We start from the raw sequence: 12,192 nt of genomic DNA, 5'->3' as shown, positions 1-12,192 counted from the left end.
TCTTTCCGACATGGGGACGTTTTCATTTTGAAATTCAGGGAACAATGCCTAAGTGAGCATAAAAATCTAACGAATGAGGTGGAGTTACATGTCAACCCATACTACGAATCAAGAAGCAGTCGAAACGGTTAAGAAACTGATTGATAAAATCGAAACAGCGATGCTGACGACAATTTCAGCAGAAGGACTCGTATCGCGTCCAATGCAGACACAGGATATCGAATTTGATGGTGACCTCTGGTTCCTCACTTCAAAAGAGACAGACAAATACCAAGAACTACTTAAGAATCCGAGTGTTAACGTCGCGTACGTCGACAAATCATATGTCTCAATCCGTGGAACAGCGGAACTCGTCGAAGACATCGAACGAAAAAAAGAGCTCTGGAGCCCACGCTACGAAGCATACCTCGGAACGACATACGAAGATCCAAAAGTCGTTCTGATCAAGGTCAACACAGAAGCTGCTGAATACTGGGAAACAGGAAACACGACGAAATCCGTCAAACAAGTATTGAAAAAAGTCGTCGGCAAAGATGATGAGAACGAAATCAATAAAACAGTCGACTTGTCTTAACCTCTTAACCCCCACGCTCTTCGCGTGGGGGTTTTGTGTGCCGGAGTGGTCGTTTTAGAAAAATTAAGTTAACATAAGAAAGTGAACTAATACGTAACTTAATTAAAAGGAGTACAATCACATGGGAGAATTCATTACATTACTACGCCGGGGTAACCGGTCCGCTTTGACAGCAGGCATCGTTAACTCTGTCATCGCCATCATCAAGGCCGTCGCCTATGTCTTGACAGGAAACGTCGCGATGTTCGCGGAGATGATGCATACGCTCGGTGACGCTGCCAATCAATTTTTTGTCTTTATCGGTTCTGCCCTCAGTAAGAAAGCACCGACGAAGCGATTCCCGAACGGCTTCGGTCGTCTCGTCAATCTTGTGTTGCTCGGTGCGATCCTCTTCGTCGGTATCATGGCTTACGAAACGATTCATGAAGGGGTCGCCCACATCATTGAACCAACTGAATCAACTGGCTTTTGGATCACGTTATCGGTTCTGTTCGTAGGTGTCGTCTTAGAGAGTGGCGTTTTTGTCAAAGCGATGCAGGAAATCGCGCATGATGCGAAACTCGACTCGAAAGGACCTCGTTTGATCCTCGACAGCTTCCGCTCATTGAAACAAGCGAAACCCGCCACACGCCTTGTATTTCTGGAAGACTTGGTCGCAACGGCTGGTGGAGTCGTCGCGATGATCGCCGTCATCATCTCGCATGTGACACCGTTCCATCAGGCAGAAGGAATTGCTTCGATTCTGATCGGATTGATGATGTTTTATGTCGTTGGGAATGTCTTCTTACAAAACGCAGCTGGCGCGCTTGGTGAAGCCGATGAGACGATGGCTGCCCGCCTCGGTGGACTGATCATGAAAGACCCTGACGTCAAGGACATCAGTAAGCTTGAAGTCATTAAAGAAGGCGACCACTTCCATGTCGAAGTGGAAATTGAAGTCGACCCGACCTTGACGATTGCTCAAGCGGACGACATCAAGGACCGTCTCGAATTGCAGATTCGTTTGCAACAAGGGATCATTGACGTAACGATTGGTTTTGATGAAGACGATAAGATTCAACAGTACATCGTCGCTTCTGACGAGTCATGACTCCGTTTACGCAAGATGTCTTGACTATCATCCGTTCGATCCCTGCAGGTCGGGTCATGACGTACGGGCAAGTCGCTCGACTCGCCGGTCATCCGCGTAGCGCACGACAAGTAGCGCGGATTCTTCACAGCATGAGTAAGACGGAACGTCTACCTTGGCACCGCGTCCTTGCTGCTGGTGGTAAACTGTCGCTTGAAGGTGATGAACAGCGACTGGCGCTTGAAGCAGAAGGTGTCGAGTTCCTGACCGCCCGTCAACTCGATTTATCGCGTTATCAAGTCAAAAGTGAATAGATACAACAAGAGAGGGATGACCGGTTCTTAGACCAGTCATCCCTCTCCTTTTTATCGTAATGATTCACGCTTTCGACGTACTCGAAGCTACAGCGATTTGTCGACGTACTTCTGCTTCTAATTGTGGTTCCGGTGGTTGCCAGCCTTCCGGTTTCATGACCTTTTGATCAGATTCCCGGAAGATTGGTTTTCCGTCCGGTCCAAGCTTCGCCATGTTCGCACGCTGGACGATTTCGAACAAAGGAGCCGGATCAAGCCCAATCTCAACGAAGCTTCCCATGATGAAGTAGAGGGCGTCCGTCAAGGCATCCCCTTGTCCGACAAGCCGTTCGACGTCCGTTTCGGGTTGTTTCATCTGGAGTGATTTTTCGACCGCTGTATCAAGCCCTGACTTGAAACGTTCGATCGCTTCGAGAAATTCTGCTTCACTCGTCGCTGATTGATGAAGAAACTCAACGACCGCTTCTTCCGCCGTCCAGGTCGAGCGTTTGATCCCACGATCGACCGTCATAGGTGTTGGTGTCGTCGCACCAGGGTGTGAAAACACACGGTGGAATTCCTTTACGTCTTGATAATAATTTGTCATAACCGATCATCCCCTTTTACCGAATGTCTCCATTCTAACAGGTTCAGAACCGGAGTTCGACTCATTGATGAACGACGTCGAGTAAGGCCATCCCACGTGTAATCAATTCATCTCGCTGCTCAGACGTTGCTTTTAAGCGCTCAAGATCTGCAATCAGACGTGGTTGATCGACTTCATCCGCTAACTCGAGTAATTCGAGACGGAGTAACCAGGCGTCCGGTAGCTGGACGAGTGTCTGGTCGATCAGTTGCGGTAACCGTTCCCGTCCGGCACGTCCTTCGCGAATCTCGCGGACGACTTCGAAGATTGGATCAGCCGCTGTCAACGGACGTTCGATTCGTTCGAACTCGACCGTTTCCGGAATCGGCTTCAGTGCTTCAACTTCCGTTCCCGGGAATGCTGACGTGATGTCACCGACGATCAATTCCATCCGGTCCATCATCATCGTTTTCCCGTCATTTGCAAGCGTCGCTGCCTCTAAGACGACGAGCGCCCGGTTTCCATTGATGTTTTGAATTGCTGTGATCTCCCCTGTGACATGAACGTTTCCTTCCGCCCAGTCGAGACGTTCACCGACTTTGACTTGCAGCAACACTTCATTCAATTCCTTACCGTGAAGGAGTGTAAAGCCTTCCGGATGATCTGCCAGTCCTTGACCTGTCAACACTTCGCCGTTTGCAGCAAGCGCTGTCGGACCTGTTAGTTTGACGAGATGCAGCGAATCGTGAATCTCTTGCGTTTCAGGAACACCGACGAGCGAGAGACCACTGTCGAAGACGAGCGTTGACAGGTTACCCGATTCGACCGCTTTTGTTAGTCCGTGGATGCCACCGCGGATGTATGACATGGATTGTGCGAATTCTTCAAGTGCATCGCGGAGTTGTTCGAACGATTCACAGACGAAAAGTTCTTTTTGCATGCTCGTCACGTCATGTTTCGTCGCAAGTGCTTTTTCAAGCGAGAATGGATGTTTGACGACTGCGTCCGTTAAGCAGTGGCGACTTTCACCGACTGATGATAAAAGACCTGCCCCGTAGATTTGTGGGTTGTCGATATCACCAATCAGACCGAATTCAACCGTCCACCAGAACAGACGTGAGATTTCGTTCGCTTCCGAAATCCCTTTGACGTGTGTCCGTGTCTCAGCGAGTTCAATTTCAGCTTGTTCGATATCGGCTGGCGTCGAGAATGGACTCTCTTTGACGATCGTCAATTTCTTCAGTGCCTTGAACACGTCATGCTCGGCTTTATGGTTAAAAGCGTGTGCCCCGATCTCACCGAAGCGTCGAACGAATTCCGCGTAGATCGGATTCATCAAGATTGGCGCGTGTCCCGCTGCTTCATGCAAGATATCCGGTGCTGGTGTGTAAAGAATGTTATCGACCTTCCGGATGTCAGTTGCAATCGGTAAGAGTCCGTGTCCTTGGAAATCAAAGAAGGCGACGCCAGGAATGAGACCATCGACAGCGACTGTTCCCCAGCCTCCACGGCTTAGGTTCGCTGTCATCTCACGTACGTCCGGGATCCGTTCCGGGCTGATGCCTGATGCAGCAAGTCCTTCGAGGTATGCCGGATGTGCTGTATCTTGTAACGTATTTAAATTCAGTCGCATGACGTATCTCCAAACGGCATGATCCGTTGGTGTGTAGTCTTCGTAGTGCTGTGGTGCGACGTGTGGACGTAAGTGACTTGGAATGATTGGTGTAGACATATGAGTTCCCCCTTGAATGAATGTGAGATAACAAAAAAGCCCCTGCCGAACGTATCGTTCGACAGGGGCGACGAAAGCCGCGGTACCACCCTGATTACCCAGTCATCGACTGAGTCACTCATGATCGGGATAACGGTTTGCTCCGCTCGCTTACGCAAGAAGCTCAGAAACTGTAATTCAACACCATCTGTGTACACGTTCGCAGCGCCACGTGCTCTCTGAAACAGGGAGATGGTCTTTACTTCGGTTTCATCATCGCTTATTCTTTCATTCTGTTATGCTGTTATACTGTTATGCTTTTAGCAAGTAAAGTATCGTTAAGGAGGACTATACGCTTACTTTTTACTTTCGTCAATGGCTTTTTTACGTTTAAATCGATTAAATGTTTTATCACGGACTGATTTTTGTTCGATCGTCAGTGAGGTGATATGGCGACGAAGCGCACCATTGAGGCGTTTTTCAAAGGATTCGAGTTCCTGGATCCACTCGTTCATCGAGACAACGATCGGTAAGATTTCCATGATGACTTCTTCCTCGAGCTCATCGCGGTCAAGGAAAGAGTGTTTAACGAAAGCAATGTTCTCTTTGACGAGATCCTCCATCGCGAGTGGTTCTTCCGTCAACAAGAGATCGTATGTCAATAAGACCTTCTCTTGACGCTGAGCGATATGCATCAAGTGATAGAACAACTCGCTCCGAAGATCGTCCGCAATCGAGTCGAGTGCCTTCTCTCGCTCTCTGAAGCGCTCTGCCGTCGCGACACCACGTTCGAGGCACGATTGCATATGTTTGAGGATCAACAGGTTCCGTAAGAGCGAGGCGTGCTTCTGACGCGTTCCCCGAATCTCTTCCTTGTGTAGGTTGAACAAGTTTTGTGTCTCAAGGAGCGAACGTCCCATCTTATCGATTGCCGCACGATACGGGACGACCTTGCCTTCAAAGGCAATCGCTCGCGTGACGACGAGCAGCTTCTCGAAGAGTTTCGTCGCTTTTTGGTAATAGACATTGCCGTAGCGCGGCGGGAAGATCAACGCATTGATGCCGAGCGCACAGCCGATACCAAGCATGACGAGCAAGTAGCGAATCAAGACGACTTGCCAAAGTGGCTCGGTCGCGGTCGCTACACTCTCAAGAATGACGATGATCATCAAGACGACGTGTGGAATCGTCCGCCCAAAACCGAAGGCAAGCAAAATCGAGATTGCTGCCATGATGACGATCCCGATCGCGAGCGGATTCGCCGGGTTATCGCCTAATATCCAAAGGGCGAGTAACGTCAAAAAGGCACCAATCAAGTTGGCCTCTGCTTCCTCGAGAAATTGTTTCCATGTCTGATAGACCGAAGGCAGGAGTGTCGTCGCTGCCGAGATCGCAGGTAGGATCGGGCTGAGGTTGAACAGATTACTGATCAACAGCGCCAGGATGACCGCAAGACCTGTCTTGATGGTCCGTGGTCCGATTTGTAAGGATTGTCCACCCATGTCCATCCCTCCTTCTTATTCAGTATGCCCTCTATTCTTCACCGTTAGCCGTCAAAATTCAACAAAAAATCCCCTCCGTTTGAAAACGGAGAGGATTTAGATGAATTATGATGCTTTCGTACCTGTTCCTTCTGTCATTTCCGCTTTCGCGACCGATTGGTCAACGAGCGGTTTTTTGAGGAAGGAGAGGATTGCCGCACCGACGAGTGATCCGATGAGGATCGCACCCGCGTAACCGACGATTGCCATGACCGTACCTGATGGACCATCAAGGAGCGGGAAGACGAAGATACCGCCGTGTGGTGCTGGGAGCAAGACGCCGAAGACGATTGTCAACGCACCAGCGATCGCTGAACCAATAACGCTTGATGGAATGACGCGGAGTGGATCCGCTGCTGCGAATGGAATCGCACCTTCTGTGACGAACGATGCACCCATTGCGTAAGCAGCGATACCTGCTTCACGTTCTTGTGGCGTGAATTTCTTACGTGCGAACAATGTCGATGAGAAGGCTACGATGAGTGGTGGAACCATCCCACCTGCCATGACGGCTGCCATGACTTCCGTGTTACCTGCTGTAAGAGCAGCTGTACCGAATACATATGCTGTTTTGTTGATTGGACCACCCATGTCGATTGCCATCATACCTGCGACGAGCAGACCGAGAAGGATTGCGTTCCCACCGCTGAGTCCGTTCAACGAATCCGTGAGCCATGTCATGAACTTCGCGATCGGCTCATTGATGACGAGTAACATGATCATCCCTGTGATAAATGAACCAAACAGTGGATAGAGCAAGACCGGTTTGATTCCTTCAAGAGCTGCCGGGAGACCTTTGAAGACTTTGACGAGTAGAAGAACGACGTAACCAGCAAGGAAACCGGCAATCAATCCACCGAGGAAACCAGCATTACCGTTGCTTGCAAGGAAACCAGCGATTAGACCAGGAGCAAGACCTGGTTTATCAGCGATCGACATCGCGATGAATCCAGCGAGAATCGGAATCAAGAGACCAAATGCAGCTTTCCCGATCGACATCAACTGAGCAGCAAACTCATTGTATGACGCATCATCCGGGTTCGCAGAGTTGATCCCCCAGAAGAAGCTGATCGCGATCAAGAGACCACCTGCGACGACGAGTGGCAACATTGCAGATACCCCACTCATCAAGTGTTTGTAGAATCCGCCACGAGCTGGTTTTGAACTTTCGCTTGAACCACTCGCTTTATAGACAGGTGCATCTTGTTTAACGGCACGGTTGATCAATTCTTGTGGTTTACGAATTCCTTGTGCGACCGGTACTTCAACGACGTGTTTCCCATTGAAGCGATCCATCTCAACTGCTTTATCCGCTGCGACGATGATCGCTGTCGCATCGTTGATGTCTTGTTGTGTCAAACCGTTCTTGACGCCTGTCGATCCGTTCGTCTCGACTTTGATGCGGACACCCATCTCTTCCGCTTTTTGACGAAGCGCATCAGCTGCCATATACGTGTGTGCAATCCCTGTTGGACAAGCTGTGACAGCGAGGATATATGGTGCGTCTTGGTCGACGTTGTCGCTTGAGACGTCAACTGGACCTTCTTCTTCGCGTTCCTTCGCTTCGATTGCTGCGATGACTTCGTCTTTCGTTTTAGCCGCAAGGATCGTATCGCGGAAATTCATATCCATTAGATAAACCGATAGTTTCGAAAGTGTTTCGAGGTGCGCATTATCTGCGTTTTCACCCGCTGCGATCATGAAGAACAACCGACTTGGTTGACCATCGAGTGCTTCGTAATCAACACCTGCCGAACGACCGAAGGCGATCGCTGGTGTTTTGACTGCTGCCGTTTTTGCGTGTGGGATAGCAATGCCTTCCCCTAAACCTGTTGTGCTTTGCGCTTCCCGTGCGAGAATCGCTTCTTTATATGCCGAGCGATCGTTCAGTTTTCCTGCCCGATCGAGGACGTTGACGAGTTCGTCGATGACAGCGGTTTTAGATGACGCTTGTAAATCGAGTTGAATCGTATCACGTGTCAAGAGATCAGTAATTTTCATGAGTAGTCACACTCCTTTTAGGATTGAATGAGTTCAACGACGTTGACGTCTTTGATGAGACGATCGATATCTTCCTTCGTACAAAGACCGAAGGAATACGCAGACGCACTACCAGTCGTTACCGCATAGCGGAACGCTTCTTCTGGTGATTTGCCGAGCGCGTGGCTGGCGACGAATCCGGCGACGAGTGAATCTCCGGCACCGACGGAGTTGACGAGCTTCCCTGCCGGTGTGTTTGCCGTATAGGCACCTTGGCGATTGACGAGCAATGCTCCGTCTCCTGCAAATGAGATGACGACGTTCTCGGCACCACGATCAACGAGTTGCTGGGCGTATGGAACGGCCATCTCCTTCGACATAATCTCGACGTCGAAAATTTCACCGAGTTCATGGTGATTCGGCTTGATTAAAAATGGACCGAGCGGTAAGACTTCAAGCATCGCTTCCTTCGTCGTATCAACGGCGAAGTGGACGTTCCGTTCATTCAAGATCGTCGCGATATGACGATAAAGATCATGCGGCAGACTGCTTGGGATACTACCTGCGAAGACGACGATGTCACCGGCTTGCATCGTCTTGAATCGGGATAATAAATGCTCCAGCTCTTCCGGTTGAATCTTCGGTCCCGCTGCATTCAGCTCAGATTCTTGATCGGCGCGAATCTTTACATTGATCCGTGTCTCATCTTGAATCGGTGTGAAGTCCGTCAACACGCCTCGTTTCTCGAGTTCCGTCCGGATGAATTGTCCGGTACTTCCTCCAAGGAATCCGAGTGCTTGTGTTTCCACCTCATAGTTTTTTAGGACGAGAGAGACGTTGATCCCTTTCCCTCCGGCCACTTTTTCCGCCTGTTCGACACGATTGACTTGTCCTGCCTCAAATACCGGTAACGTGACATAATAGTCGATTGATGGGTTGAGTGTCAGTGTATAAATCATTTCGCGTTCACCACCTCTGTGTATTGACTGTATTTCGCTTCTTGCTCACTGGATGTCGTCGTGATGATCGTCGCCGCTTGCAAAGACGCCACCCGACTGAAGCTGATTGCATCCAGCTTCGTCTCATCGACGAGTACATACGATTGTTTTGCTAATTCGATCGCCGTCTTCTTTACGAGTGCCTCTTCCGGATCTGGTGTCGTGAAGCCTTGTGCCGGATGAACACCGTTCATCCCAAGAAACGCGACATCAAAATGGTAAATCAACATTCCTTCACGTGCGTTGTAACCGACGAGTGCCTGCGTTGAATGCTTGAGTTGCCCTCCGACGACGAACGTCGGGATACGGTGATAGAGTAACGTGTTCGCTAGAGGAAGACTGTTCGTTACGACCGTAATCGCCTTCTCTTCGAGATACGGAACGATGGCAAGCGTCGTCGTTCCGGCATCGAGATAGACATACATTCCGTCTTCAATCAGGTCGGCAGCCGCTCGCGCGATCCGTTCCTTCTCTTCGACGTGTTGATCACTCTTCTCGAAATAACTCGGTTCTTCAATTTGCAAATGGTTCGCTGTTGCTCCCCCGTGCACCCGACGCAGATGCCCTGCAGTTTCGAGTTGTGATAAATCCCGACGAATCGTGGATTCACTCGCACCGGTTTGCTCGACGATCTTTTGCATTTTGACGACTTCTTCTCGGGCTAAAAGCTCGAGGATGAGTTGATGGCGTTTTTTGGTTAACATAAGGTTTCCCTCCGCATCTTTAATATAAAGCGTTTACATCTAAAAATCAATCAAAAACGTTCAAAATTTATATAAATTCTTTATAAAACGTTCAAAATACGACTTTTTTCGACATTAAACCATTCTTATAGTTTCATTATACATCAAAAACGGTCATTTGATGACTGTTTTATTGATTAGAATCAATCATTTTTTAAATTTTTGATGATTTTCACAAAATAAAAACCGCTTTCCAATGTAATTTGGAAAGCGGTGAATGAAATTCAAGCAATTCGGTCATCTTCGTTCACTGAACTTCATTTTGCAAGCGACCGATTCCTTCAATCGATACTTCGACGACATCCCCTGTCTGAAGATAGACCGGCGGTTTCATACCGTGCCCGACACCAGCTGGAGTTCCTGTCGCAATGATGTCCCCTGCTTCAAGCGTCATCCCGCGAGACACTTCAACCAAAATCGTCACGACGTCGCGTAACATCAAGGCGGTTGATCCTGATTGACGAAGTTGTCCGTTTACGCGCGTCTCGACGAGGACGTCAAACGGATCAAAGCTGTCCGCTGAGACGATGACCGGTCCGAACGGACAGAACCCATCAAGCGATTTACCACGGAAGAACTGAACGTGTTCTTTTTGTAGATCCCGCGCTGTCACGTCATTGACGATACTATAGCCGAACACATGATCAAGTGCATTTTCAGGTGTCAAATCACGCCCCGTCGTGCCGATGATGATAGCAAGTTCCCCCTCATAATCCAGTTGCTGCGTCAAATCCGCATGCCGTTCGATTGGTTCGAACGGACCGACGATCGATGTCGGTGCTTTCGTGAACAAGACGAATTTCCCTGCTCCCGCCGTATCCATCTCCTTGATGTGATCGGCGTAGTTCTTGCCGACACAGATGACGTTTCGTGCAGGTACATACGGCGCGAGCTGACGAACATCCCCTTTAAGTAGTGGCGCGATATCTAGATCAAGGTCAACATCGAACTCACGTGAAATCACTTCAAACAATGAATCCGTATAGACTTGTGCCGTCACATCATATGTAGAGCCATCCCGTTCAACCCCGATACCTACTTTTCCTTCTTGCTCAAATCGAAACCATTTCATCTTAACTGCCCCCTTTTGTTTTTAGTATAGCGAAACCAATCAAGGGACGCACTTCTCATCGTCAATCAGAAGGAAACAAAAAAGCGGTCGACATCGTGTCGACCACTTCCTCATATCCTCTTCCGTTATGCGATTCGCTGCGCTAATCGATCGACGAGCGCTTGCGACTCTTCATTCAATCCAGTGAGTTCGACTTTTTTGCCGAGACGTTCGTATTTCAAGACGACGTTTTCGATCGCTTCGATAGCGGAATCATCAAACAAGTGACACGCCGAGAAATCGAGCGTGATGACGGACGATGGATCAGCGTCGAGCTGGAATTGTTCCGCAAATGCTGTCGTCGACGCGAAGAACAACGGACCACGAATCGTGTAACGGACTCGATCTGTTTGCTCCTTGCGCTCGACTTGAATGCGCGAAATTTTTGAAGCGAATAATAACGCCGCAAGCAAGATCCCGACAAGAACGCCCATTGATAAATCGTTCGTCAATACAGTGACGAGAACAGTTGCGAGCATGACCGCAGAATCACTTTTTGGTGACGTCTTGAGCATCTTGAATGAACCCCAGTCAAACGTCGCATACGAGACGAAGAACATGACACCGACGAGTGCTCCCATTGGAATCGTCATCAATAGATCATTCATCGTAAACATCAACAGCATTAGGAACACACCTGCTGTCAATGTCGACAATCGACCACGCCCACCCGACGTGACATTGATGACCGATTGACCGATCATCGCACAGCCCGGCATTCCACCGAACATACCCGCGATGATGTTCGCAATTCCTTGTCCACGTGATTCCATTGCTTTGTTCGACGTCGTATCCGTCATCTCGTCGACGATTCGTGCCGTCAGCAACGATTCGATCAAACCGACGAATGCAAGTGACAAAGCATACGGGAAGATGATTTGGAGCGTCTCAAGTGAGAACGGAACATCCGGTAAGAAGAAGTTTGGTAACGCCGCTTCGATTTGTCCCATGTCTCCAATGACTCGTGTATCGAGTGAGAAGACGACCGTCAACACTGTCATGATCGTGATCGCAACGAGTGGTGCCGGGATTGCTTTCGTCACGCGTGGGAAGAATAAGATGATGGCGAGTGATGCGGCGACCATTGCGTACATGATCCAGTTCTGTCCTTCGAACTGCGGCAGTTGTGCCGAGAAAATCAAAATTGCTAACGCATTGACGAATCCGACCATGACGGATCGAGGAATGAATCGTAATAACTTAGCAATTCCTAAAAATCCGAACGCGATTTGTAGAATTCCGGCAAGGATACCGGCAGCTAGTAAATAATCAACACCATGGTCCTTGACGAGCTGGACGACGACGAGTGCCATCGCACCGGTCGCAGCTGAAATCATTCCGGGACGACCGCCGGCAATCGAGATGACGATCGCAATGATGACGGAAGCGTATAACCCGACCATTGGGTTAACGCCAGCGATCAGCGAAAACGCGATTGCTTCCGGAACGAGTGCCAAGGCAACGACGATCCCGGACAGCAAATCCGCTTTTGGTTGCAAGAACCACTCTTTTTTCCATTGAGTAAACATATGATGATTGAGACCCCTTTTCTAACATGAATGGTCTCAGTGTAATTGGCTCAGTTT

The 12,192-nt window shown here is 49.3% G+C and carries 11 protein-coding genes and 1 other annotated feature; of the genes, 3 read left to right on the top strand and 8 right to left on the bottom strand.

Translation table 11 applies throughout. The annotated features are described in order from the left end of the window. The first annotated feature begins 88 nt into the window (after positions 1-88). The 3 genes from ACZGCQ_RS02060 (at position 89) to ACZGCQ_RS02050 (ending at position 1,957) form a co-directional block, all read left to right on the top strand. Complete coding sequence (locus tag ACZGCQ_RS02060) at positions 89-574, top strand: pyridoxamine 5'-phosphate oxidase family protein (protein WP_023467736.1); 486 nt, start codon at positions 89-91, stop codon at positions 572-574. A 121-nt stretch (positions 575-695) separates the two neighbouring features. Continuing rightward, complete coding sequence (locus ACZGCQ_RS02055) at positions 696-1,664, top strand: cation diffusion facilitator family transporter (protein WP_214727976.1); 969 nt, start codon at positions 696-698, stop codon at positions 1,662-1,664. Then, positions 1,661-1,957 (top strand): MGMT family protein, encoded by a 297-nt coding sequence (locus ACZGCQ_RS02050; protein WP_023467734.1) that lies wholly within the window; start codon positions 1,661-1,663, stop codon positions 1,955-1,957. The genes ACZGCQ_RS02055 and ACZGCQ_RS02050 overlap by 4 nt, the downstream gene beginning before the upstream one ends. Positions 1,958-2,021: 64 nt before the next feature. Here the strand turns inward: ACZGCQ_RS02050 and ACZGCQ_RS02045 are convergent, their stop codons facing one another. The 8 genes from ACZGCQ_RS02045 to ACZGCQ_RS02010 form a co-directional block, all read right to left on the bottom strand. After that, positions 2,022-2,543 carry a pyrophosphohydrolase domain-containing protein gene (locus ACZGCQ_RS02045; protein WP_064300216.1) on the bottom strand — a complete coding sequence of 174 codons (522 nt, stop codon included), beginning with the start codon at positions 2,541-2,543 and terminating at the stop codon, positions 2,022-2,024. Between the two features lie 61 nt (positions 2,544-2,604). After that, entirely contained in the window at positions 2,605-4,254 is a 1,650-nt protein-coding gene (locus ACZGCQ_RS02040; protein WP_481265216.1) for an aromatic amino acid hydroxylase, read from the bottom strand. A gap of 60 nt (positions 4,255-4,314) precedes the next feature. Beyond that, positions 4,315-4,519 (bottom strand) — a binding site (T-box leader). 70 nt (positions 4,520-4,589) lie between these two features. Beyond that, the gene (locus ACZGCQ_RS02035) at positions 4,590-5,735 is read right to left on the bottom strand and encodes an FUSC family protein (RefSeq protein ID WP_053452932.1); all 1,146 of its coding nucleotides are present in this window, start codon (positions 5,733-5,735) and stop codon (positions 4,590-4,592) included. Positions 5,736-5,840: 105 nt separating this feature from the next. Next, positions 5,841-7,775 (bottom strand): PTS fructose transporter subunit IIABC, encoded by a 1,935-nt coding sequence (locus tag ACZGCQ_RS02030; protein WP_481265215.1) that lies wholly within the window; start codon positions 7,773-7,775, stop codon positions 5,841-5,843. Positions 7,776-7,792: 17 nt separating this feature from the next. After that, entirely contained in the window at positions 7,793-8,713 is a 921-nt protein-coding gene (gene pfkB, locus ACZGCQ_RS02025) for a 1-phosphofructokinase (protein WP_481265214.1), read from the bottom strand. Next, a complete protein-coding gene (locus ACZGCQ_RS02020; protein ID WP_023467728.1) occupies positions 8,710-9,456 on the bottom strand; it encodes a DeoR/GlpR family DNA-binding transcription regulator in 747 nt (248 codons plus the stop codon). Before ACZGCQ_RS02020 ends, pfkB begins: the two co-directional genes overlap by 4 nt. Positions 9,457-9,742: 286 nt before the next feature. Continuing rightward, on the bottom strand, positions 9,743-10,567 hold the full coding sequence (locus ACZGCQ_RS02015) for a fumarylacetoacetate hydrolase family protein (protein WP_481265213.1): 825 nt from the start codon (positions 10,565-10,567) through the stop codon (positions 9,743-9,745). Positions 10,568-10,692: 125 nt separating this feature from the next. Next, complete coding sequence (locus ACZGCQ_RS02010) at positions 10,693-12,135, bottom strand: SulP family inorganic anion transporter (RefSeq protein ID WP_481265212.1); 1,443 nt, start codon at positions 12,133-12,135, stop codon at positions 10,693-10,695. Between the last annotated feature and the right edge of the window lie 57 nt (positions 12,136-12,192).

This window comes from Exiguobacterium sp. HSB13, from assembly GCF_056764755.1.
This window is presented reverse-complemented; position numbering and strand designations above follow the sequence as displayed.

What these genes read in the sequence shown, in the direction of transcription:
- ACZGCQ_RS02060 (WP_023467736.1), top strand. Translation starts at nt 89, where the DNA reads ATGTCAACCCATACTACGAATCAAGAAGCAGTCGAAACGGTTAAGAAA.
- ACZGCQ_RS02035 (WP_053452932.1), bottom strand. Translation starts at nt 5,735, where the DNA reads ATGGGTGGACAATCCTTACAAATCGGACCACGGACCATCAAGACAGGT.
- ACZGCQ_RS02050 (WP_023467734.1), top strand. Translation starts at nt 1,661, where the DNA reads ATGACTCCGTTTACGCAAGATGTCTTGACTATCATCCGTTCGATCCCT.
- ACZGCQ_RS02010 (WP_481265212.1), bottom strand. Translation starts at nt 12,135, where the DNA reads ATGTTTACTCAATGGAAAAAAGAGTGGTTCTTGCAACCAAAAGCGGAT.
- pfkB (WP_481265214.1), bottom strand. Translation starts at nt 8,713, where the DNA reads ATGATTTATACACTGACACTCAACCCATCAATCGACTATTATGTCACG.
- ACZGCQ_RS02040 (WP_481265216.1), bottom strand. Translation starts at nt 4,254, where the DNA reads ATGTCTACACCAATCATTCCAAGTCACTTACGTCCACACGTCGCACCA.
- ACZGCQ_RS02045 (WP_064300216.1), bottom strand. Translation starts at nt 2,543, where the DNA reads ATGACAAATTATTATCAAGACGTAAAGGAATTCCACCGTGTGTTTTCA.
- ACZGCQ_RS02055 (WP_214727976.1), top strand. Translation starts at nt 696, where the DNA reads ATGGGAGAATTCATTACATTACTACGCCGGGGTAACCGGTCCGCTTTG.
- ACZGCQ_RS02020 (WP_023467728.1), bottom strand. Translation starts at nt 9,456, where the DNA reads ATGTTAACCAAAAAACGCCATCAACTCATCCTCGAGCTTTTAGCCCGA.
- ACZGCQ_RS02030 (WP_481265215.1), bottom strand. Translation starts at nt 7,775, where the DNA reads ATGAAAATTACTGATCTCTTGACACGTGATACGATTCAACTCGATTTA.
- ACZGCQ_RS02015 (WP_481265213.1), bottom strand. Translation starts at nt 10,567, where the DNA reads ATGAAATGGTTTCGATTTGAGCAAGAAGGAAAAGTAGGTATCGGGGTT.